The following is a 19,675-nucleotide window of genomic DNA, read 5'->3' as shown; positions in this document are numbered from 1 at the left end:
GCGGGGTTGCAGTCCTGCCGAAGGACAGGACTGCTTCGTCATCTGACTCGCCGTGATGTTTGAACGTAGCGCGTAGCGCGAAGAGAGTTTCACGGCGAACCCCGCAATCGCCACGACGCAGGTTGCCCCGCAGCGAAGCGAAGGGGTCGCGGACATCCGGGTCGCCTTCTTTGATCTGACCTTTCTTGGCGAATCAAGAAAGGGCAGTCGGCTGCCGGGCCGAGACCCGGCCTCTGTCGCCAGAGGCGCGACAGAGTCAAAAAGGGAGCTCAGGCAGCCAGCCTGAACCGCTCAACCACTCCCCCAAACCCCCTCTCCAGATCCGCAATCAGATCCAAAGGATCCTCCAGCCCCACATGCAACCGCACCACAGGCGCAGTCCCCGTCCACACACTGTGCTCCCGCAACCGCTCAGGCTGCGCCACCAGGGCCAGGCTCTCGTACCCACCCCAGGAAGCCCCCTGTGCAAACTGCCGCAACGAGTCAACGAACACGGCGCCGGCACCGGCGTCCACCCCTTCGGCAAACGCGAATGACACCAGCCCGCTCGCCCCGCTGAAGTCCCGCTTCCACAGCGCATGGCCGGGATCGGAGGGCAGGGCCGGGTAGAAGACGCGGCCGACCTGGGGCTGCTGCTCCAGCCACTGGGCGATTTCGGTGGCGTGGCGCTGGTGCTGGGCCAGGCGCACGGGCAGGGTGCGAAGGCCGCGCAGGGCGAGGTAGGCGTCGTCGGCGCCTATGGTCAGGCCCAGGGCCTCGTAGGCGGTGGATATCTTCTTCGACAGCGCGGGGCCGTCGGTGATGACGATGCCCTGCATCACGTCGGAGTGGCCGGCGATGTACTTGGTCGCGGCCTGTATGGAGAGGTTGGCGCCGTGCTCCAGGGGCTGGTAGAACCAGCCGCCGCTCCAGGTGTTGTCGGTGGCCACGGCAATGCCGTGCTGGCGTGCCACGGCGGCCAGGGCGGGCAGGTCCAGCACCTCGTAGAGCAGGGAGCTGGGCGATTCCAGGTAGACCAGGCGGGTGTTGGGGCGGATCTTGCCGGCCAGATCGTCGCGCGAGGGCGAGAAGTACTCCAGCGTGATGCCCAGGCGCTGCAGCAAGGTGGCGTCCACGCGGCGCACGGGAGAGTAGACGCTGTCGGCCACCAGGGCATGGTTGCCGGGCGAGAGCAGGGCGATGAGCACCAGGGTGATGGCGGACAGGCCCGAGGGCGTGAGAAATGCGCGGTGCCCGCCCTCCAGCGCGACCACGGCGTCTTCCAGCGCGCGGTGCGTGTCCAGGCCGTGGCGGCCGTAGGAGGCCACGCGCTCGCCGGCCTCGCGGCGGTGGTGCAGGTCGGCGTAGGCGGCGCTGTCGGCAAAGCGCACGGTGCTGGTGCGCACCACGGGCACGTTGACGGGGCCGGAGCCGCCCTGCAGCGGCGGCGTGCCTGCGTGCAGCAGGCGGGTCGACGGGCCCAGGGGCCGTTGCTTGTCTTGGGGGATGCTCATGCCACGGCCTCGCTGGGACGGAAGTAGGCGGCGTTGTAGTTCTTGACTTCGCCGGTGTCGGGGTCGATGGCCACGCGGCCGCTCAGGGTTTCCAGCGGCTGGCCGTAGAGATGGAAGTGCAGCGTGGGCTGCTCGCCCACGACGGCAATGCTGTGGATGTCATCGGGCAGGAAGGCGATGGAGGCGCCCGGCTGCACGGTGAATTCGCGCGCCAGGTGGATGCTGGCGCGTGCGGGGTCGCTGCGGTCGTCCGTGCGCTCGTAGAGGCGGTTGAGCTCCTGGCCTTCGACGGCAACGATCACGGCCCAGGTCGTGTGGTTGTGCGGCGCCGTGGTCTTGCCGGGGTTGATGGAGTTCAGGTAAAGGGCCAGGCCCGCATCGCCATCGGCCGGGTTGAGGCGGTAGCGCGTGGAGGCGCCCACGCCTTCGGTCTGCGCGGGCGGGGGAAAGTCCGCGCGGCTGAACAAGGCCTTGTGCGCGGCCAGCTGCTCCAGGCGTGCGGTGATGGCCGACAGGGTGCTGCGGTCGGGCGAGCTGGCCTGCAGCAGCTGGCGCACGTCGGCCAGGGCGGCGTCCACGGCCTGGCGGCGCAGGGCGGCGGCGTCTGTATGGGTGCCTGTATCTGCGCCTGTGCCGGCCGGGGTTTCAGTCGTTGTTTCTGCGGTCATGGGATGTGCTCCTGGAGGTGGGGGATCAAAGGGCAAAGCGCAGGCTGTTGAAGGGCAGCGGCGTTGTTACCGGGGCGGCTGGCGCAGGCCTGGGCCGGGCACCATCGCCCAGGGCGCGCTGCAGGAATTCGCGCGTGCGCTCGCTGCGCGGGCTGCCGAAGATCTGGGCGGCCGGGCCGTGCTCGACGATGCGGCCGGCCTCGGTGAAATAGACCTGGTCGCTGACCTCTTCGGCAAAGCGCATTTCGTGCGTGACCAGCACGCAGGTCATGCCGTCCCTGACCAGGTCGCGGATCACGGTCAGCACCTCGCCCACGGTCTCGGGGTCCAGGGCCGAGGTCACTTCGTCGAACAGGATCAGCTCGGGCCGCATGGCCAGGGCGCGCGCAATGGCCACGCGCTGCTGCTGGCCGCCGGACAGCTCGCCGGGGTAGGCGGATTCCTTGTGGTCCAGGCGCACCTTCTGCAGCAGGGCGCGGGCCTCGCGCTCGGCCGTGGCGCGGTCGCGGCCGACCACGCGCGTGGGGGCGATGACCAGGTTCTCCAGCACCGACAGATGGGGGAACAGGTTGTACTGCTGGAAGACGAAGCCCACGCGCTTGCGCAGGGCGATCAGCTCGGCCTCGGTGCGCAGCTGGTCCACGCGCGTGCCCGCCACCGAGATGGCGCCGCGCTGGGGCCGCAGCAGGCCGGTGATGCAGCGCAGGATGGTGGACTTGCCCGAGCCCGAGGGCCCGATGATGGTCACCGCCTCGCCGCGCCGCACCTGCACGTCGATGCCTTGGAGCACCTGGTTGTCGCCAAAGGACAGGTGCACATCCTGCAGGTGGACCAGTGCGGGCGCCGTGCCGGAATCTGCCGAGGCGGCACTATGCACCGCTTGGGTGACGTGGTGTGTGCCAGCGCTGCCCGACTCAGGGACGCCAAGCAAGGGCCGCCCCGCAGCGAAGGTGTCGTCCCCCTCCCGCGAAGCGAGAGAGGGGGAAGCGGCGAAGCCGCTCAGGGGGAGCGTTTCAGTGATTTTCATGGCGTCGCTCCAGGGCGCGGGTGGCGCGCGCAATGGGATAGCAATAGGCAAAGAAAAGCGCGAGCAGCGTGAAGTACACAAGGATGGTGAAGTCCGTGCGTGCCACGGTGTTGCTGGCGATCTGGGCGGTGTCCACCACGTCGTGCACGCCCACCAGCGAGGCCAGCGAGGTGCTCATGGTGATGCTGGCGTAGAGGTTCATCCACGGCGGCAGCATGCGGCGCACGCACTGCGGCAGCACGATGAGGCGGAAGATCTCGCTGCGGCGAAAGGCCAGCGACTGGGCTGCCTCCCACTGCGCGCTGGGAATGGACTGGATGGCGCCCCGGAAGATCTCGGCCACGTTGGCGCTGGTGGGCAGGGCCAGGCCCAGCACCACCTTGACCCAGTCGGGGAACGGAAAGGTCCAGCCCACCAGCTTCAGCTCGAACGGGAACACATAGGTGGTGAAGTAGATGAGCACCAGGATGGGCGCATTGCGAAACAGCTGCACGTACCAGCGCACGCCGGTGCGCACGGCCGGCGTGGGCGACAGCGACAGGGCGCCCAGCACCAGGCCGGCCACGGTGCCGATGGCCACGGCCAGCACGCTGATCTCGATGTTGACCAGGAGGCCGCGCAGCAGCGCAGGCAGCCATTTCCACAGGTGCACGAAGGCGGGCGGGGCGCTGTCCGTGGCGGCCCAGCAGGCGCACAGGGCCAGCAGTGCGGCGCCTGCGATCAGCCAGGGGCTGCGCGCCGCGCGCAGCAGGGCGGCGGGCAGCGGACGGGGCCCGGCGCCGGGGTTCAGGGTGGCTTCATTGGCCATAGCCGGGCATCCTCAGGTGTTGTTCCAGCCAGCGGCCCGCCAGGCTGACCAGCCAGGTCAGCAGGCCGAACCACAGCAGGATGAGCAGCAGCAGCTCCAGCACGTTGTCGCGCTGGGACCAGATCATGATGGACTCGTAGGTCACGTCGCCCACGGCAATGGCCGAGGCCACGGCCGTCATCTTCACCAGGTCCACCAGGTTGTTGGTCAGCGAGGGCAGGGCAAAGCGCACGGCCAGCGGCAGCTGCACGCGCACCAGCAGCTGGCGCTGCGAAAAGCCCAGCGAGCGCGCGGCCTCCAGCGTGGTGGCGGGCACGGCCTCGATGCCGGCGCGCAGCGCCTCGGCATGGAACACGCCCTTGTGCAGCGAGACCACGATCACCACCCAGACAAAGGGCGTGAGCGGGTTGTTGCCCGCGCCCCAGTCGCGCAGCTGCTGGGTGATCAGCATGTTGAGCACCAGGAAGGCGCAGTACAGCTGCACCAGCGTGGGCGTGTTGCGCGTGACCTCCACAAAGGCGCGCGCAGGCCGCGCCAGCCAGGCGCGGCCCGAGGTCAGGGCCGCCGCCAGCGCCACGCCGGCCGCCAGGCTGCCGGCAATGGTCAGCAGGGCCAGCTGCACGGTCACGAACATGCCGCGCACAAAGGCCTGGCGCTCGGCCACGTCCAGCACGAAGGCGTAGTTCAGGCCCAGGCCCTTGAGCGCTTGCACGCCCTGGGCAAGCAGGCTGTCGTTCATGGCACGGCCTCCAGGGCGGCCGGCTGTGCATGCGCTTGCGCTTGCGCAGCGGGGTCTTTCAGCGCGGCCACGGCGCGTGCGATGCGGGCCGTGGCCTCGACCAGCACCTCGTCGCTGGCGGCGGTGGAGATGCGGAAGTAGGGCGACAGGCCGTAGGCCCCGCCATCCACGGCAGCCACGCCTTCGGACTCCAGCAGCCATTCGGTCAGGTCGGTGTCGCTGGAGATGGGCTGGCCGTCGGGGCGCAGATGGCCTATCAGCGCGCCGCAGTGCACAAAGGCAAAGAACGATCCGCCCGGCGGCAGCAGGGCCAGGCCCGGCACCTGGGCCAGCGCCTGGGTGACCCGTTGCGCGCGCCGCGCATAGGCGTTGCGGGCCTGCTGCACAAAGCTCTGGTCGGGCGACTGCAGCGCCGCCGCGGCTGCGGCCTGGGCCACGGAATTGGGGCCTGACGAGGCCTGCGACTGGATCACCACCATGGCCTGCACCAGCGCGGCCGGGCCTGCGCCCCAGCCGATGCGCCAGCCGGTCATGGCATAGGTCTTGGAGACGCCGTTGACCAGCAGCGTGCGCTCGCGCAGGTCGGGGGCCACGGCCAGCCAGTGCGCGGGGGCCTGGGGCGTGAACCAGATGTGCTCGTACAGCTCGTCGAGCAGCACCAGCACCTGCGGATGAAGGCGCAGCACCTGGGCCAGGGCGGCCAGTTCCTCGCGGCTGTAGACGGCGCCCGAGGGGTTGCCCGGCGTGTTCAGCACCAGCCAGCGCGTGCGCTGCGTGATGGCGGCCTGCAGCGCGGCCGGCGTGAGCTTGAAGCCCTGCTCAATGCCGCAGTCCACGATGACCGGCGTGCCGTCGTTCACGCGCACGATGTCGGGAAACGAAGGCCAGTACGGCGCGGGCACGATGACCTCGTCGCCCGCGTCCAGCGTGGCCGCCAGCGCGTTGTAGATCACCTGCTTGCCGCCGTTGCTGACGATGATCTGCCCGGCGTCGAAGTCCAGACCGTTCTCGCGCCGGTACTTGGCGCTGATGGCCTGGCGCAGCGCGGCCGTGCCGGGCGTGGGCGTGTACTTGGTTTCGCCACGGGCCAGGGCCGCGATGGCGGCCTGCTTGATGGGCTCGGGCGTGTCGAAATCGGGCTCGCCCGTGGTCAGCGCAATGATGTCGCGGCCCTGGCGGGCCAGGGCCGTGGCCCGCGCGCTGGCCGCGGCATTGGGCGAGAGCCTGACGCGCTGCACGCGCTGCGAAAGGGGAAAGGGCGTGGTCATGGCGTGGTGCCTTCCTGGAATGCGGCGGCTGGCGTTGGAGAAACCTGCGGCAAGTCGTGCGGCAAGTCATGCGGCAAATCGTCCGGCAGGGCTTGCAGCACCTTGCCGGGATTGAGCAGGCCCAGCGGGTCGAAGGCCTGCTTGAGACGCCGCATGAGCTGCAGCTCCACGGCGCTCTTGTAGCGGGGCAGCAGGTCGCGCTTGGTCTGGCCCACGCCGTGCTCGGCGCTGATGGAGCCGCCGTGGGCGTGCACGCTGTCGTGCACCACCTCGTGGATGGCGTCTTCCTGGGCAAACAGCTGCGCGGGCGTGCTGTCCGGCGCGTGCGAGACGTTGTAGTGCAGGTTGCCGTCGCCCAGGTGCCCGAAGGCCACGGGCCGCACCGCGCCAAAGCGCGCCTGCAGCAGCGCGGCCGTGGCCGCAAGAAAGTCGGGGATGCGCGAGATGGGCACCGACACGTCGTGCTTGATGTTGCGGCCGTCGCGCCGCTGGGCCTCGCCCAGGGCCTGGTCGCGCAGCCGCCACAGGGCCTGGCTTTGCTGCAGGCTCTCGGCAATGGCGGCATCGGTGACCAGGCCGTCCTCGAAGGCCTGGCCCACCACGCACTCGAAGCGCTGGCGCGCATGGTCCTCGCCCTCGCTGTCGGACAGCTCGATCAGCGCAAACCAGGGCGCGTTGAGCGCCAGCGGTATCGGCTGCTCGGGCACATGGCGGGCTATCAGGCCCAGTGCCGTGTCCGACATCAGCTCGAACGCCGTCAGGCTGGCGCCGAAGCCCGCCCGCGCCTGGCTGAGGAAGGCCACCGCATCGCGTATGCAGCCAAAGGCCAGCAGGGCCGTGTGCTGGGCGCGGGGCAGCGGATGCAGGCGCAGCGTGGCCGCCGTGATGATGCCCAGCGTGCCTTCGCTGCCCACGTACAGGTCGCGCAGCGCATAGCCGGTGTTGTCCTTGCGCAGCCCGCGCAGGCCGTTCCAGATGTCGCCCTCGGCCGTCACCACTTCCAGGCCCAGCACCAGCTCGCGCGCGTTGCCGTAGCGCAGCACCTGGGTGCCGCCCGCGTTGGTGGACAGGTTGCCGCCAATGGTGCAGCTGCCCTCGGAGCCCAGGCTGAGGGGAAACAGCCGGTCCGCATCGCGCGCTGCCTGCTGCACATGGGCCAGCACGGCGCCGGCTTCCACGGTCAGGGTGTCGTTGTCGGTGTCGATGGCGCGCACGCGGTTCAGGCGCGCCAGCGACAGCAGCACGGCGTGGCCCGAGGCGTCGGGCGTGGCGCCGCCCATCAGCCCGGTGTTGCCGCCCTGGGCCACGATGGGCGTGCGGTGGGCGCGGCACAGGCGCACCAGCTGCGCCACCTGGGCCGTGTCGGCAGGCCGTGCCACGGCCAGGGCCTGGCCCGTGAGGCGGCCATGCTGGTCGGTCAGGTAGCCGGCCGCATCGGCACCCGTGAGCACATGGGCATCGCCCAGGGCGTGGCGCAGCGCGGTGATGAGGTCGGCGGGGCCGGTGATGTGGCCGCTGGTGCTGGTGTTGGTGCGGGTGTGGGTGTTGGTGCTCATGCGGGCGCCTTCCTGAACTTGTCGTGCAGCTGGTGCAGCAGCGGCGTGGGCGTCATGCCGTTGCGCTGCTCCACCTCGATCAGCCAGCCCGTGCGGTGCCAGTCCTGCACGATGCGGTCGATGGCCGCCTGCGTGTCGGACTCGCCCTTGCGCAGCCAGATCACCGAGGGCGAGGGAATGATGTCGGCGGGCGAGACGATCTCGTAGTCCTTCCAGTCCGCATTGCTGGCCACGAGTTCGCGCAGCGTGGGGCTGACATGCACGGCGGCTGCGCAGTTGCCGCCCTTGAGGGCCAGCAGCGACTCGGGCTGGCCCCGGAAGGCCTTGATCTGGGCACCGTATTGATCGGCCAGCGGCTTGGTGAAATTGCTGCCCTGCGACACGCACACGGGCTTGCCGCGCAGGTCGTCCCACTGGCGCACGCCGCTGCCCTTCTTGGCGATGGCGGCGCCGCCGACTTCCTCGAACGGCGTGGGCACGAAGGACAGGATCTCGCTGCGCTCCTGCGTCCACTGCATGTTGGCGATCAGGATGTCCACCTTGCCCTGCTGCAGGAACTGCACGCGGTTGGACGGCTGGACCTGCACGGTCTCCACCCCCACGCCCAGGCCCTTGGCCACGCCTTCGGACAGCTGCACGTTGTAGCCCACGTGCCTTTGCGTGACGGGGTCGATGGTGCCGAACGGCGGCCCCGAAAGCATCACGCCCACCACGATCTTGCCGCGCTGCTTGATGCGGTCCAGCGTGGCGTCGGCATGGGCTGCCAGGGCCGTGAGGGCGAGCAGGGCCGCCAGTGCGGTGCGAGTCGGCTTCATGGCTTGGCTTCTTTGGCGGCGGCCTGGGTTGCCTGCGCATCGGCTTGTGCTGCCGCATACACCGCGAAGTCGTAGGGCGCGCGGTCGAACTGGCCCTTCAGCGCGCGTTCGTGGCGCTCGGCGATCCAGGTGTCGGGCACGCCGCTGGCGCGGGCCACCTTGAGCAGAAAGCCCGTGCGGTGCCAGTCCTGTATGGCCTTGTCCACGAAGGCCTGGGTGTCGGCCTCTCCACGGCGCGTCCACACCACGGTGGGCGAGGGAATCAACTGGTCCTGCGTGCCCAGCTCGAAGTCCTTCCACTCTGCCGCATTCGGGCCGGTGAGCTTTTCATAAAGGGCGGGCTGGATATGGACCGAAGCCGCGCAGGTGCCGCCCTTGAGCGCGAGCAGCGACTCGGGAATGCCGCGCAGGCCCTTGACCACGGCGCCATAGCTCTCGGCCAGGGGCTTGGCGAAGTTGCTGCCCTGCGACACGCAGGCCACCTTGCCGCGCAGGTCTTCCCAGCGCTTGATGCCGCTGGCCTTGGCCACCAGGGCGCCGCCGCCGATCAGGTCATAGGGCGTGGGCGCGAACGAGAGGATCTCGCTGCGCTCCTGCGTCCACTGGATGTTGGCGATCAACAGGTCCACCTTGCCGCTTTGCAGGAACTGCACGCGCGTGGAGGCCGTCACGGGAACCGTCTCCAGCGGCACGCCCAGGCGGCGCGCGATGTCGGCGGCCAGCTCGGTCTGGTAGCCGCCGGTCTTGCCGGTGGCGGGGTCCAGCATGCCGAACGGCGGGCTGGCGCCATCAATGCCCACGGACAGCTTGCCGCGTTGCTTGATCTTGTCCAGCGTGGCATCGGCGTGGGCGGCACCGGCGCCCAGCAGCAGGGCCAGGGCGGCGGCAAGGGGGGGAAGAAGGCGGGGCATGCGTGAATCCATCAGGGAACGGAAGGCCCGGCCCCGTCTTGCGGGGCCTGGGTGGTCGAAAAAAAGCAGGGGTGGACCGCCGTGGCGGTCGGCGGTCAGCTGGCGGACTTGAACTTGGCCTGCAGCTCGGGCAGCAGCGGGTTGGCCGGCTCGATGCCCACGCGCTTTTCGGCGGCGATCAGCCAGCCCGTGCGGTGCCAGTCCTGCACCACCTTGTCCACGGCGGCGATGGTGTCGGCCTCGCCCTTGCGGGTCCAGACCACGGAAGGCGCGGGCAGCACCTCGCCGGCGATGGGGGCCGAGTACTGCGCCCATTCGGGGTTGCTGCGCAGCAGCGGGTAGATCAGCGTGCTGTCATGCACGGCGGCCACGCAGTTGCCGCCCTTGAGCGCCAGCAGCGAGTCCGACGAGCTCTTGTAGCCATGCACCTGGGCGCCGTACTCGCTGGCCAGCGGCTTGGCAAAGCTGCTGCCCTGGGACACGCACACGGGCTTGCCGCGCAGGTCTTCCCACTTGGCGATGCCGCTGCCCTTGCGCACGGCGGCAATGCCGCCCACGCGGTAGAAGGGCGTGGGCGCGTAGCCCAGGGTCTCGGCACGGTCGGGGTTCAGCTCCATGGAGGCGATCAGCAGATCCACCTTGCTGGCCTGCAGAAACTGCACGCGCGTGGCGGTCTGCACCTGGACCAGCTCGGCCTCCACGCCCAGGCCCTTGGCCAGGGCGCGTGCCAGCTCGGGGTTCCAGCCCACCAGCTGCTGGGTGGACGGGTCGATGGAGCCGAAGGGCCCGCCATTGACCAGCACGCCAATGGTGACCTTGCCGCGCTGCTTGATCTTGTCCAGCGTGGCATCGGCCCGGGCCTGGGTGCAGGCCAGGGCCAGCGCGGCGGCGATGAAGGTCAGGGATGCGGAAAGGGTGGCGCGGGGCTGGCGGCGCAGGGTGGGGCTTGTGTGCATGGCGGGAGCGGGGCGGTCGGGACGAACGAAAGATGCGTACGCCTGCATCTTCTGGCCGCCCTTGACCCACGGCAACAAAGCTTTGGGAGCATGTTTATGCGCTTTGCGTCGCTGCATCAGGGTGATCACCAGGGAAATGTGGGCCCGAGGCAGGGCGGGTCGATGGTGTAATCGCGACGGCCGGGGTGCTGCGCCCACCGGCACCTCCCAGCGAGCCCTCTTCCATGCACCAAGCCCTAGCGTCCCTACTCGCCCCTCTCGCCTGCGCTGCCCTGTTGTGTGCCAGCCCCGTGGCCCGGGCCGCCAACCCCACGAGTTCTGGCAATTGCGAGGAAAGCTCCACCAACATGTCCGAGGTGCGTGCCTGCCTGCAGGAGCAGAACGTGGCCCTGGTCAATGCCGCCTACGTCTCGCTGTCGCTCAAGCTCAAGGCGCGCATGCCCCAGGCTTCGGAAGAGCTGGAAGTGGCGCAGAGAAACTGGGTGCAGTACGCGCGCAGTGCCTGCGAGTTCCTCTCTGAATTCAACTCGGCCAGCTTTGCCAAGGACGATGCGCGCACCAACTGCTGGAGCGACTTCGCCCGCGCCCGCGCCAAGCAGCTCAAGTCCTGGGAAATGCAGCTGGACAAGAAGCCCTGAGGGCGGGGACGCTGCTCACTGGTAGTTCAGCGTGAAGGTGGCCCTGCCGTTGGCCTGCCCCGTCGTGACTGCCGCAGCGGTCTGCACGTATTTGGCAGTCAGCGGGATCTTGAACTGGGCAACGCCCTGAACGATGGTTCCCGCACTCCATTGGTTGGTGTTGCCAGGCACGTTGGAGTCGGGGCCGTATGCGAGTGCGGTGCCATCCTTCAGTATCTGTATGCCTATTCCGGTGGCAACCGGTTTGCCGCCTGACGTGGCCTGGCTCAAGGTCAGGACGGTGCTCCGATTGCTGGTGTCGTTGGCATCGGTGAGCGTGACGTGGGGGTGCAGAACGCTTGCGGGCGCGCCGCCCTTGCATTCCAGCGTGATGTCGAAGTGCTGGGGGATGGAGGTGGATTGGAGGCCCGTGAATCGCAGGATGGGCACAGCGCCCATGGGTACGGAGATGGCCGAGGCGGCCACCGAGCAGGAGGGACCGACCACCACCCTGGTACGGCCGGACAGGTTGGCGTATCCTGCGGTGCAGCCGGGGCACTGGAATCGCATCTCGACGTTCATCCCGGAGCCCGTTAGCGTGCCAGCGGAAACGTTGCCGGTTTTCACCAGCTCGATCCAGACATCCTGGCGGGATGAAGCATTCCAGAAATAACCCAGCGCGCCCGAATTATTTTCTGATTCGGTGGTAATGGGCATGGTTCTGCCACTGGGAGCGCCGGGGCCGCGCCATGTGGCCCACCAGCGGATTCCAATGCCGGGAATATTGGTGCTGTAGACATTATTGTATCCGGGCGTCTTGCTTCCGGATTGAACATTGGCAGCTACAACGGCTTTTTCAACATCGTACTCGAATGCCGTGTTCAGCACTGCTCGCAGATTAAATACGGTTACCGTAGACTTCCATAGCGTCGATCCGTTGGCGTAATTTCCGGGTACTGTTATTTCCTCGGGCAGTGAAATGCTGGAGCTGGTGGGGGAGAATACGCCACCGGCAAAGGCATTGGTGTTCATCGTTGCCGCTGAAAAGGCGATGAGAAATGGAAGGGCGATCAATGCAAGGCGGCGTACTTGCGAAGGAAATGAGGGAATGAAAGAAAAATGCATGATACTGATTCGGTCCATTGCTGAAGTATGATTCTCGAAAATATCACGCAATAGTTTTATCGAACTTTTGAGTGACTAAGGAGGGGGTGGAAATGAAAGCATCGAATCATTCGATGTGTGGCCTCTTAGGTATTTCACACTCTACGCCGAAGATATGAGTTGATGCAATCAGATTGTTCTGAAAATGGAGCGTGGCTCAGTCAAAAGCCGCCCATGCACGCCATTCGTAAAGAGCAAGGCCCGCGTGTCACGCAGCTCGGGCGTGTGGGTTGTCGCGCAGACAAGCCTGGTTCAGTCCGCTCGCGGCCCCGGCGACTGTCGTGAGCGCACCAGGCCGCTCAGGTGCTGAGAGGTGCGGTCGGAGAAGCGTCCCTGGCACCTCTGGCGGCTTGCCAGAGCGCATCGGCCAGGGCTGTGATCTCAGGGGCCAGGTGCAGGCGTTCCAGCCAGCGGCCCGCAATGCCGCTGGCGCCGTGGAAGGCTCCGGCCAACTGGCCCGTGATGGCTGCCGTGGTGTCGGCGTCATCGCCCAGGTTGGCGGCCTGCAGCACTGCGCCTGCAAAGCTGTCATGCCTCGCAAAGCACCACAGGGCCGCCTCCAGGCTGTCCACCACGTAGCCGCTGCCGCGAATCTGTGCGGCCGGCTTGTCGCGATAGTCGCCACGGGCAATCTCCCGCAGGCGCGGGTTGGCGCCGTCTTGCAGAACGCCGCCCAGGTCCAGAACCTGCGACCGGGGCAGTCCCTGCAGCGCCCGGCACAGCGCCACGGCGAACAGGCGGCAGGCCTGCAGGCATTCAGGTGCGGCGTGGGTGGTGCGTGAGCTGAGTTCAGCCATGCGCTGCACCAGGTCCTCGTCGGGGCCGAAGAACATGGGCACGGGCGCCAGCCGCATCAGGGAGCCGTTGCCGGCCTGGTCCGGGTCGGGCGATCCGGCCAGCGGATCGCCGGTGGCCAGGAAGCGCTGGATGGCCGCCCTGGTGGCCATGCCGATGTCAAAGCAGTTGCCGGTGGAACTCCAGTACCCCCATTCGTACCAGTTGGCATAGCGCGTCATCTGGTCGTGTGGGTCGCAGCCGCCGCGCTGGAGCAGGCTTTCGGCCAGGCACAGGGCCATGGAGGTGTCGTCGGTCCACTTGCCTGCGGGCAGCGAGAAGGGGCCGCCGCCCACCATGTCGGTCAGCGGCGCAAAGCTGCCGCGCGGCTGGAATTCCAGCGTCGTTCCCACGGCGTCGCCACAGGCCAGGCCCAGCAGGGCACCACGGTATCGGTCCAGCGTGTCCATGGCCATGCCTGTGCTCGCGCTCATGGTCGGTCAGGAGCGGTGCTGCGCAGCCGCGCGCGCACCTGCATGAGGGCAAAGCCCAGCAGGTTCAGGCCCTGCCAGCGCGCGGGGTCGGTGGCGCGCACATCGTCGGCGGCCAGGCCAATGCCCCAGATGGCGTCCACGGGGCTGGCCTCCACCAGCACGCGGTCGCCCGTGTTCAGCAGATAGCCGGCCAGGGCCGGGTTCTGGGAGAACTTGGCCTGGTTGGCTCGCACCACGATGCCCATGCGCGCGGCCACCCAGGCCGCTTCATCGAAGCCCTGGATGCCACGCCCCAGCTTCTTGGCCTCGCCCGGCGTGCGGCAGTGCACGATGGCCGCGTGCGCCGCCTCGTCGCCAAACAGCCGCGCCTTGCCCGCCATCATGAAATGCTCGGCCGTGGGGTAGTGCTGGCCATCGACCTCGAAGCCTGCCTCGAACCACTGGCTCATGCAGGTCTTGCCGATGGAGCCATCGGCCGCAGGCTGGTGGCCCCAGAACGGCAGGAAGCGCGGGGTGAGACCCTGGGCCATGGCGTGCTGGAGGTCTTGCAGGGAGGCGATGTGGTCTGTGGTGGTCATGGGCTGTCTCGTTGCCGTGTGTGCCGTTTCAGGAATGCGATGGAGCTTGCTGCAGCCACCACTGGCTGAAGGCCATCAGGTCTGCGTGCTGCGAGTGGGCGTGGACCAGGTCCGGCCCGGTGTTGGGCGTGCCGTTCGGGCCGCGGCACACCAGGGCCGCGTGAATGCCCGGGCCAATGTCCCGGAGGTAGGGCAGATAGTCGTCCACGAAGGCGACCGGGCCGAGCTGCTGCAGGGCGTCTGCCTTGGGGCTGCGCAGGCCGGTGGTCCGGCCCGTGGCGATCACGCGGTCGATGGGAAAGCCGAGGTCGCGCAGGTTGCCCAGGCGGGCCTGCTCGAAGCGCGCCGCCAGGGCCGTCACGCAGACCAGTTCGTAGCCGGCGCCCTGCAGGTCGTGGCAGGCCTGCAAGGCATTGCCCAGCGCGGGAATGCTGCGCCAGAAGTCTTCGTCCATGCAGGCCCTGAACTGTTGCAGGCGCTCGCCGTCCAGCGCCTGCACGGCCCAGCGGTCCATGGCCCAGTAGGCATGGGGGTCGGCCTCGGCGGGGCGCTGGCCGAACGCGCGCTCCCAGGCATCGGCATAGGCGTGGTTGTAGTCCAGCAGCACGCCATCGGCGTCAAGGGCAATGATGGGTTTCATCGTGTTCCTCTTCGGCCAGCACGCGCAGGTAGTGCGGTGCCACGCTGTCCGTGAGCCAGACGCCGTTGTCCGAGCGGTAGAACAGGCAGGCATCGGCATGCATGCGCGCCGCATCGATCTCCAGCAGCACCACCCGGCCATAGCGCTGGCCCACGGAGCGGGCCGTGGCCAGGTTGTCGGTCAGGTGCACGTGGTGGCGGTTGCGCCGGTCAAGGCCGGTGCGCAGGATGGAGTCCAGAAAGCGCGTGGCCGTGCCATGGTAGAGGTGCTGCGGCGGCACGCTGGCCTGCAGGCCCAGGTCAATCTGCACGGAATGCCCTTGGCTGGCGCGGATGCGCAGGCCGTCGGCGCTGATGGCAAAGCGCTGCTTGGGGCAGCTTTGCACCACCTGCATCAGCAGTGCGGGTGAGATGTTGCGGCCGGCCGCCTGGGCGCCGCGCAGCAATGCGTCTATGGAGACCCAGCCCTGGGCGTCGAGGGCGAGTCCGGCGCGGCCGGGGTTGTGGCGCAGGACCAGGCTCATGAATTTGCTGGTCGATGTCAGTGTGTTCTTGTTGTTCATATGGTCCATTTCCATGGATTTTCTTGTTGTGTCGATGATTGTCCGTGCTGCGGGCTTCACACCACCAGACAGCCCTGCCGGTCCGACAGGCCGATGGTGGCCTGCATGCCCGCCGTGAACTGCAGGTAGTCGGCCTCCATGCCGTCCGAGAAGATGACGCCATGGTCGGGCATGCGCGAGCGCAGGGTCAGCGGCTGGCCGGCCGTGACCTGGCCGTAGACCAGCTCGGCCGTGGAGGAGCGGCTGGGAAAGGGCTCGCGCACGGCGAAGTCCAGGCGTGGCGCATCCCAGGCGAAGGGCTGGTAGTCGAAGTCGGTGGACGCGCCGCGCACGGCGCGGGCAATGCCCATCGATCCCGTGACGATGCTCTTGATCCAGGCCGACGAGCCCAGCCCCGTGGCGACGATGAGGCCGGAGGACGACTGGGATTCGCGCCGGTCGCCCAGCGCGATGTCGTACAGGGCCGAGGTATGGCTGCGCGGGCCGATGAACAGGTCGTTGGCGGCGCGCAGCACCTGGCCGTCGCTCAGGCGCGCTTCGGCCAGGGTGACGGCGCGCGTGGGGCGGCGGTTGGCGGCCACGTCGCCCAGCAGGGCGGCCAGGTCGGCGGGGGCGAAGGGCAGCAGCAGGCCGTCCCAGCGCGCGGGCTCGGGGTTGACGCCGATGAGCGGCTGGCCGTCCAGGTATTTCATGGTGTTGGCCACCATGCCGTCCTGGCCCAGTGCCACCACGATGTCGTCGGCGCCGAAGACGAAGTTGGGCACCAGGGCGCGGTCCACGATCTGGTAGCGGCCGCGCGCCTCCAGCGCCTGCACCACGGCCTGCAGGGCGGTGGCGTAGGCGGCGCTTTCGCGCAGGTAGTCGCCGAAGTCGGCGCCCAGGTGCTCGATGTAGAAGCGCGCCTGGGACAGCGTGTGGTACCTGGCCACCAGCTCATCGAGCCGCGTGCGCCGCACTACCAGCACGGTCTTGCGTTCATTGGCGTTCACGGCGGCTCCTTGCGGGTTCGGTATCGGCCACGGCAGCTGCATGGCCTGCACCGGCGCCCATGAGCGACTGCAGCAGCTCGGGCGAGACGTTGAGCTGGCCGATGCGCTCGGCCTTCTCGGCAATGCCGCCAAAGGCCTGGGCGATGAGCTGGCCCGGCTGCATGCCCACGGCGGCCAGCGATTGCACGATGCGCGGGTCGGCCTTTTCCAGGGCCTGCATGACGGCGCCCACGCGGTAAGCCTCGGCCTCGGCCAGGGTGCGGCTGTTGGCGGCCTGGCCTTCGACGAAGTCGCGGCGGCTGGTCTCCAGCGCCACGTCGGCGGACATCTGTTCGGCGCGCAGCTCGTTTTCCTTGCGCATCTGGGCGGCCTTGGCTTCCAGCTGGGCCTCGCGGATCTGGCGCTTTTTCTTTTCCACGGCCACATCGGTATCGAGCTCGTTCTGGCGGATGGCGCGCTCGTTTTCCACGGCAGCCATGCGGCGGGCATAGACGGCGTCGTCCGCAGCCTTGAGGTTGGACTCGCGCGCCTCGGCCTCCAGGGCGCGGGCGATGTCGGGCGTGGGTTTGACGGCCATGACCGAGACGCCCAGGATCTCCAGCCCCAGCGCCTCGATCTCGGGCTGGGCGGCCAGCTCCTGCTGGGCCGTGCGCGCAATGAGTGCCGAGGAGCGCAGCGCCTGCTTGAGCTCCAGCGCCTGCACGGCCTGCTGGATGATGACCTCGGCCTGCATGGTCACGCGGTCGCCCAGGCGCTGCGGGTCTTCGGACAGGTATTTCTGGCCGTCGCGCGCCAGGGAGAAGTCCATCAGCGTGGCGGTCTGGCGCGGTGTGCTGATGCGGTAGGTGACCTGGCCCTGCACGGTGACGCTCTGGAAGTCGGCCGTCACCAGCTCCAGCATGAAGTGGCAGTCCTGGCTGCCCACGGGCACCGCGACCAGGGTGGTGGTGGGCGCGTAGTAGAAGAAGGACTGGCCCGCACCCTCGCGCACCACCTTGCCGGCGCGGAACTGCATGAGGTGGACCGTGGGTTGGGACTTGATGAAACGGATGCCGAACATGGTGCTTCTCCTTTTAAGTTGTTCTGTACAACTCGCATGGGTTGCATAGTGCAACTTAAAATCAGGCACGTCAAGCACAATCCATCCCATGGCTGAAAAAAATTCCCCATCCCCGCAGGGCGCGCTGGACTTCCCGCGCCCGTTCACCACGGTGGACGTGGTCATCTTCACGGTGGCAGACGATGCCCTGCAGGTGCTGCTGGTGCAGCGCCCCACGGCGGGCAGCGAGCCGTTCCCGGGGCTGTGGGCGCTGCCCGGCGGCTTTGTGGATGTGCGCCAGGACGCAGACCTGCTGGCCTGCGCGCGGCGCAAGCTGCTGGACAAGACGGGCGTGGACAGCCCCTACCTGGAGCAGCTGGGAAGCTGGGGCGGCGCGGCGCGCGACCCGCGTGGCTGGTCGGCCACGCATGTGTATTTCGCGCTGATCCCGGGGCACGACCTGATCCTGGCCAAGGGCGCGAATGCGGCCGATGTGTCGTGGTTTGCCGTCGATGAACTGCTGCGCGCGCCTGCGCTGGCCTTCGACCACGGCGAGATCCTGCGCGCAGCGGTGGAGCGGCTGCGGGGCAAGGTGGAATACACCTCGCTGCCGGCCTTTCTGCTGCCCGAGCCCTTCACGCTGCCGCAGCTGCAGCAGGCCTACGAAGTGGTGCTGGGCCGCCCTGTGGACAAGAGCGGTTTTCGCACGCGCATGATGGCGGCCGGCTTTCTGGTGGAGGCCGGCCAGGTGGAGGGCACGTCACGCCGCCCGGCCATGGGCTACCGCCTGGCCGACCGCAGCGCGCCCGTGGTGTTTCCGCGCACCTTCAGCCCGCGCGGGTGAGGGCGGCCTTCGATCAGGACCAGGATCAGGCGCCCAGCAGGCTGCAAAAGCGCTGCATGTCCACGTTGCCGCCGCTGAGGATGATGCCCACGCGCCGTCCGTGCAGCTCTTCGCTTTTCTGGCGCGCGGCGGCCAGGCCCAGGCAGCCGGTGGGCTCGACCACGAGCTTCATGCGCGTGGCCAGGAAGCCCATGGCGTCGACCAGCTCGGCATCGCTGGCGGTGAGGATGTCGGTCACGTCGCGCTGGATGATGGGGAAGGTGATGCCGCCCAGGTGCTGGGTCTGGGCGCCGTCGGCAATGGTCTTGGGGGTGTCTATGTGGACGATGCGGCCTGCGCGCAGCGACTGCTGGCCGTCGTTGCCGGCCTCGGGCTCCACGCCGTAGAGCGTGCAGTCGGGGCTGAGCGCGCGTGTGGACAGGGCGGTGCCCGACAGCAGGCCACCGCCGCCCAGCGGCACGAAGAGGGCGTCCAGCGGGCCGGTTTCCTCGAACAGTTCCTTGGCGGCCGTGCCCTGGCCGGCCAGCACGTCGGCATGGTCGTAGGGCGGGATCAGGGTCAGGCCATGGCGCTCGGCCAGGTCGCGGCCGATCTGCTCGCGGTCTTCGGTATAGCGGTCGTAGACCACCACCTGGCCGCCATAGCCCTTGGTGGCCGCCACCTTGGCGGCGGGCGCGTCATGCGGCATGACGATGGTGGCGGGAATCTCCAGCAGCCTGGCAGCCAGTGCAATGGCCTGGGCGTGGTTGCCCGAGGAAAACGCCACCACGCCGGCCTTGCGCTGCGCGGCGCTGAAGCGAGACAGGGCGTTGAAGGCGCCGCGGAACTTGAAGGCGCCCATGCGCTGCAGGTTCTCGCACTTCAGGAAGACGCGGGCGCCCAGCGCCTCGTCCAGCGTACGCGAGGTGAGCACGGGCGTGCGGTGGGCATGGCCCTGGATGCGTTGGGCCGCTGCGGCCACGTCGTCGTAGGTGGGAAGGCTTGTCATCGGTACACGGGAGAGAAGGGGTTGCAGATCGGCGGGGTGCCGGGACCTACTTGGCGTAGCTGTAGACCGTGGCGCGCGACACGCCCAGGTGGGCGGCAATGGTCTCCATGGAGCGGCGAAGGTCCAGCAGGCCGTCGCCCTTGAGTTCACGGACCAGGGCGCGCCGCTCCTCGGGCTTGAGGGCGCGCGGCGTGGTCGCCAGGCGCGCCGCGAACTGGTCGATGCGGGCGCGCACCGCGTCGGCACCGGCCCCGGCCCCGGCGCCCATGGGCGCCAGCATTTCGCGGGCCGGCGTGTCGCCGCTGACGGCGGCAAAGCGGTTGAGCATGCTTTGGAAGCCCTGGAACATCGTCAGGTCCACATTCATGCACAGGGCGGCGATGTAGCGGCCCTCGGAGTCGCGGATGCCGATGGACGTGCTCTTGGCCTGGCGGCCATCGGCGAACTGGTTGGGGTAGTTGGCGATGACCTGCTCGTAGCCGGGGTCCTGGATGCGGGCCAGGCCCAGCTCGGTCGCGCCCTGGCCGACCTCGCGGCCCGAGAGATTGTTGTGGATGGCCAGCACCGCATGGGACGGGTCGAGCAGGTCATGCACCACCACCTCGCAGAACGGGGCAAAGGTCTGGCCCAGGCCTTCGGCGATCTTGGCCACCTGTTCCAGCAGTTGGCGCTGCTCGGGAGTGCGTTGTGTCATATTGGACATTTTGTTTTGAATTGGACAAAATGTCAAAACCCAGGCGACCTG

General features: G+C 68.4%; 21 protein-coding genes. 2 read left to right on the top strand and 19 right to left on the bottom strand.

The features are described 5' to 3' along the window. Window positions 1-269: 269 nt before the first annotated feature. From metC to ACF8ML_RS04660, 10 genes are all read right to left on the bottom strand, one after another. Window positions 270-1,493: a cystathionine beta-lyase gene (gene metC, locus ACF8ML_RS04705; protein ID WP_047327833.1), complete on the bottom strand. Its 1,224-nt coding sequence runs from the start codon at window positions 1,491-1,493 to the stop codon at window positions 270-272. Then, complete coding sequence (locus ACF8ML_RS04700) at window positions 1,490-2,161, bottom strand: cysteine dioxygenase family protein (RefSeq protein ID WP_047327832.1); 672 nt, start codon at window positions 2,159-2,161, stop codon at window positions 1,490-1,492. Before ACF8ML_RS04700 ends, metC begins: the two co-directional genes overlap by 4 nt. Window positions 2,162-2,186: 25 nt before the next feature. Continuing rightward, the gene (locus ACF8ML_RS04695; protein ID WP_284702778.1) at window positions 2,187-3,188 is read right to left on the bottom strand and encodes an amino acid ABC transporter ATP-binding protein; all 1,002 of its coding nucleotides are present in this window, start codon (window positions 3,186-3,188) and stop codon (window positions 2,187-2,189) included. Beyond that, complete coding sequence (locus tag ACF8ML_RS04690; RefSeq protein ID WP_047327830.1) at window positions 3,175-3,996, bottom strand: amino acid ABC transporter permease; 822 nt, start codon at window positions 3,994-3,996, stop codon at window positions 3,175-3,177. The genes ACF8ML_RS04695 and ACF8ML_RS04690 overlap by 14 nt, the downstream gene beginning before the upstream one ends. Continuing rightward, window positions 3,986-4,735 carry an amino acid ABC transporter permease gene (locus ACF8ML_RS04685; protein ID WP_013800583.1) on the bottom strand — a complete coding sequence of 250 codons (750 nt, stop codon included), beginning with the start codon at window positions 4,733-4,735 and terminating at the stop codon, window positions 3,986-3,988. Before ACF8ML_RS04685 ends, ACF8ML_RS04690 begins: the two co-directional genes overlap by 11 nt. Beyond that, a complete protein-coding gene (locus ACF8ML_RS04680; protein ID WP_047327829.1) occupies window positions 4,732-6,003 on the bottom strand; it encodes an aminotransferase class I/II-fold pyridoxal phosphate-dependent enzyme in 1,272 nt (423 codons plus the stop codon). Before ACF8ML_RS04680 ends, ACF8ML_RS04685 begins: the two co-directional genes overlap by 4 nt. Further along, window positions 6,000-7,559 (bottom strand): FAD-binding oxidoreductase, encoded by a 1,560-nt coding sequence (locus tag ACF8ML_RS04675; RefSeq protein ID WP_047327828.1) that lies wholly within the window; start codon window positions 7,557-7,559, stop codon window positions 6,000-6,002. Before ACF8ML_RS04675 ends, ACF8ML_RS04680 begins: the two co-directional genes overlap by 4 nt. Beyond that, window positions 7,556-8,374: a transporter substrate-binding domain-containing protein gene (locus ACF8ML_RS04670; RefSeq protein ID WP_016448804.1), complete on the bottom strand. Its 819-nt coding sequence runs from the start codon at window positions 8,372-8,374 to the stop codon at window positions 7,556-7,558. Before ACF8ML_RS04670 ends, ACF8ML_RS04675 begins: the two co-directional genes overlap by 4 nt. Beyond that, window positions 8,371-9,285 carry a transporter substrate-binding domain-containing protein gene (locus ACF8ML_RS04665; protein ID WP_047327839.1) on the bottom strand — a complete coding sequence of 305 codons (915 nt, stop codon included), beginning with the start codon at window positions 9,283-9,285 and terminating at the stop codon, window positions 8,371-8,373. The genes ACF8ML_RS04670 and ACF8ML_RS04665 overlap by 4 nt, the downstream gene beginning before the upstream one ends. Window positions 9,286-9,380: 95 nt before the next feature. Then, window positions 9,381-10,241, bottom strand: a complete 861-nt coding sequence (locus ACF8ML_RS04660) for a transporter substrate-binding domain-containing protein (protein WP_392406461.1) — start codon at window positions 10,239-10,241, stop codon at window positions 9,381-9,383. Window positions 10,242-10,465: 224 nt separating this feature from the next. On the opposite strand from ACF8ML_RS04660, the gene ACF8ML_RS04655 reads away from it, so the two are divergent. Then, window positions 10,466-10,879 carry a lysozyme inhibitor LprI family protein gene (locus tag ACF8ML_RS04655; RefSeq protein WP_016448801.1) on the top strand — a complete coding sequence of 138 codons (414 nt, stop codon included), beginning with the start codon at window positions 10,466-10,468 and terminating at the stop codon, window positions 10,877-10,879. Window positions 10,880-10,894: 15 nt separating this feature from the next. On the opposite strand, the gene ACF8ML_RS04650 is transcribed toward ACF8ML_RS04655, so the two are convergent. From ACF8ML_RS04650 to ACF8ML_RS04620, 7 genes are all read right to left on the bottom strand, one after another. Then, window positions 10,895-12,001: a fimbrial protein gene (locus ACF8ML_RS04650; RefSeq protein WP_392406459.1), complete on the bottom strand. Its 1,107-nt coding sequence runs from the start codon at window positions 11,999-12,001 to the stop codon at window positions 10,895-10,897. A gap of 320 nt (window positions 12,002-12,321) precedes the next feature. After that, window positions 12,322-13,290 carry an ADP-ribosylglycohydrolase family protein gene (locus ACF8ML_RS04645; RefSeq protein ID WP_277848989.1) on the bottom strand — a complete coding sequence of 323 codons (969 nt, stop codon included), beginning with the start codon at window positions 13,288-13,290 and terminating at the stop codon, window positions 12,322-12,324. Continuing rightward, window positions 13,287-13,868: an NADAR family protein gene (locus ACF8ML_RS04640; protein ID WP_392406457.1), complete on the bottom strand. Its 582-nt coding sequence runs from the start codon at window positions 13,866-13,868 to the stop codon at window positions 13,287-13,289. Before ACF8ML_RS04640 ends, ACF8ML_RS04645 begins: the two co-directional genes overlap by 4 nt. A gap of 28 nt (window positions 13,869-13,896) precedes the next feature. Further along, the gene (locus ACF8ML_RS04635) at window positions 13,897-14,508 is read right to left on the bottom strand and encodes an HAD family hydrolase (protein ID WP_392406455.1); all 612 of its coding nucleotides are present in this window, start codon (window positions 14,506-14,508) and stop codon (window positions 13,897-13,899) included. Continuing rightward, window positions 14,486-15,070: an RNA 2'-phosphotransferase gene (locus ACF8ML_RS04630; protein ID WP_392406453.1), complete on the bottom strand. Its 585-nt coding sequence runs from the start codon at window positions 15,068-15,070 to the stop codon at window positions 14,486-14,488. The genes ACF8ML_RS04635 and ACF8ML_RS04630 overlap by 23 nt, the downstream gene beginning before the upstream one ends. Window positions 15,071-15,126: 56 nt before the next feature. After that, on the bottom strand, window positions 15,127-16,059 hold the full coding sequence (locus tag ACF8ML_RS04625) for a sugar kinase (RefSeq protein WP_315530838.1): 933 nt from the start codon (window positions 16,057-16,059) through the stop codon (window positions 15,127-15,129). Next, complete coding sequence (locus ACF8ML_RS04620) at window positions 16,046-17,119, bottom strand: SPFH domain-containing protein (RefSeq protein WP_046240865.1); 1,074 nt, start codon at window positions 17,117-17,119, stop codon at window positions 16,046-16,048. The genes ACF8ML_RS04625 and ACF8ML_RS04620 overlap by 14 nt, the downstream gene beginning before the upstream one ends. Window positions 17,120-17,207: 88 nt before the next feature. Between ACF8ML_RS04620 and ACF8ML_RS04615 the strand changes: the two genes are divergently transcribed. After that, window positions 17,208-17,942, top strand: a complete 735-nt coding sequence (locus ACF8ML_RS04615; protein WP_016448794.1) for an NUDIX domain-containing protein — start codon at window positions 17,208-17,210, stop codon at window positions 17,940-17,942. A 25-nt stretch (window positions 17,943-17,967) separates the two neighbouring features. Here the strand turns inward: ACF8ML_RS04615 and ACF8ML_RS04610 are convergent, their stop codons facing one another. Together ACF8ML_RS04610 and ACF8ML_RS04605 are read right to left on the bottom strand one after the other, a co-directional pair. Next, window positions 17,968-18,930: a threo-3-hydroxy-L-aspartate ammonia-lyase gene (locus ACF8ML_RS04610; RefSeq protein WP_392406450.1), complete on the bottom strand. Its 963-nt coding sequence runs from the start codon at window positions 18,928-18,930 to the stop codon at window positions 17,968-17,970. A 46-nt stretch (window positions 18,931-18,976) separates the two neighbouring features. Further along, window positions 18,977-19,624 carry a transcriptional regulator gene (locus ACF8ML_RS04605; protein ID WP_392406447.1) on the bottom strand — a complete coding sequence of 216 codons (648 nt, stop codon included), beginning with the start codon at window positions 19,622-19,624 and terminating at the stop codon, window positions 18,977-18,979. Window positions 19,625-19,675 lie beyond the last annotated feature (51 nt).

Origin of the sequence: Delftia sp. WSY_10, from assembly GCF_043104705.1 — a bacterium.
Lineage (GTDB): Bacteria > Pseudomonadota > Gammaproteobacteria > Burkholderiales > Burkholderiaceae_C > Comamonas > Comamonas tsuruhatensis.
This window is presented reverse-complemented; position numbering and strand designations above follow the sequence as displayed.

What these genes read in the sequence shown, in the direction of transcription:
- ACF8ML_RS04640 (WP_392406457.1), bottom strand. Translation starts at nt 13,868, where the DNA reads ATGACCACCACAGACCACATCGCCTCCCTGCAAGACCTCCAGCACGCC.
- ACF8ML_RS04665 (WP_047327839.1), bottom strand. Translation starts at nt 9,285, where the DNA reads ATGCCCCGCCTTCTTCCCCCCCTTGCCGCCGCCCTGGCCCTGCTGCTG.
- ACF8ML_RS04680 (WP_047327829.1), bottom strand. Translation starts at nt 6,003, where the DNA reads ATGACCACGCCCTTTCCCCTTTCGCAGCGCGTGCAGCGCGTCAGGCTC.
- ACF8ML_RS04620 (WP_046240865.1), bottom strand. Translation starts at nt 17,119, where the DNA reads ATGTTCGGCATCCGTTTCATCAAGTCCCAACCCACGGTCCACCTCATG.
- ACF8ML_RS04660 (WP_392406461.1), bottom strand. Translation starts at nt 10,241, where the DNA reads ATGCACACAAGCCCCACCCTGCGCCGCCAGCCCCGCGCCACCCTTTCC.
- ACF8ML_RS04605 (WP_392406447.1), bottom strand. Translation starts at nt 19,624, where the DNA reads ATGACACAACGCACTCCCGAGCAGCGCCAACTGCTGGAACAGGTGGCC.
- ACF8ML_RS04670 (WP_016448804.1), bottom strand. Translation starts at nt 8,374, where the DNA reads ATGAAGCCGACTCGCACCGCACTGGCGGCCCTGCTCGCCCTCACGGCC.
- ACF8ML_RS04630 (WP_392406453.1), bottom strand. Translation starts at nt 15,070, where the DNA reads ATGAACAACAAGAACACACTGACATCGACCAGCAAATTCATGAGCCTG.
- ACF8ML_RS04610 (WP_392406450.1), bottom strand. Translation starts at nt 18,930, where the DNA reads ATGACAAGCCTTCCCACCTACGACGACGTGGCCGCAGCGGCCCAACGC.
- ACF8ML_RS04700 (WP_047327832.1), bottom strand. Translation starts at nt 2,161, where the DNA reads ATGACCGCAGAAACAACGACTGAAACCCCGGCCGGCACAGGCGCAGAT.
- ACF8ML_RS04615 (WP_016448794.1), top strand. Translation starts at nt 17,208, where the DNA reads ATGGCTGAAAAAAATTCCCCATCCCCGCAGGGCGCGCTGGACTTCCCG.
- ACF8ML_RS04675 (WP_047327828.1), bottom strand. Translation starts at nt 7,559, where the DNA reads ATGAGCACCAACACCCACACCCGCACCAACACCAGCACCAGCGGCCAC.
- ACF8ML_RS04650 (WP_392406459.1), bottom strand. Translation starts at nt 12,001, where the DNA reads ATGGACCGAATCAGTATCATGCATTTTTCTTTCATTCCCTCATTTCCT.
- ACF8ML_RS04655 (WP_016448801.1), top strand. Translation starts at nt 10,466, where the DNA reads ATGCACCAAGCCCTAGCGTCCCTACTCGCCCCTCTCGCCTGCGCTGCC.
- ACF8ML_RS04690 (WP_047327830.1), bottom strand. Translation starts at nt 3,996, where the DNA reads ATGGCCAATGAAGCCACCCTGAACCCCGGCGCCGGGCCCCGTCCGCTG.
- ACF8ML_RS04695 (WP_284702778.1), bottom strand. Translation starts at nt 3,188, where the DNA reads ATGAAAATCACTGAAACGCTCCCCCTGAGCGGCTTCGCCGCTTCCCCC.
- ACF8ML_RS04685 (WP_013800583.1), bottom strand. Translation starts at nt 4,735, where the DNA reads ATGAACGACAGCCTGCTTGCCCAGGGCGTGCAAGCGCTCAAGGGCCTG.
- ACF8ML_RS04645 (WP_277848989.1), bottom strand. Translation starts at nt 13,290, where the DNA reads ATGAGCGCGAGCACAGGCATGGCCATGGACACGCTGGACCGATACCGT.
- ACF8ML_RS04635 (WP_392406455.1), bottom strand. Translation starts at nt 14,508, where the DNA reads ATGAAACCCATCATTGCCCTTGACGCCGATGGCGTGCTGCTGGACTAC.
- metC (WP_047327833.1), bottom strand. Translation starts at nt 1,493, where the DNA reads ATGAGCATCCCCCAAGACAAGCAACGGCCCCTGGGCCCGTCGACCCGC.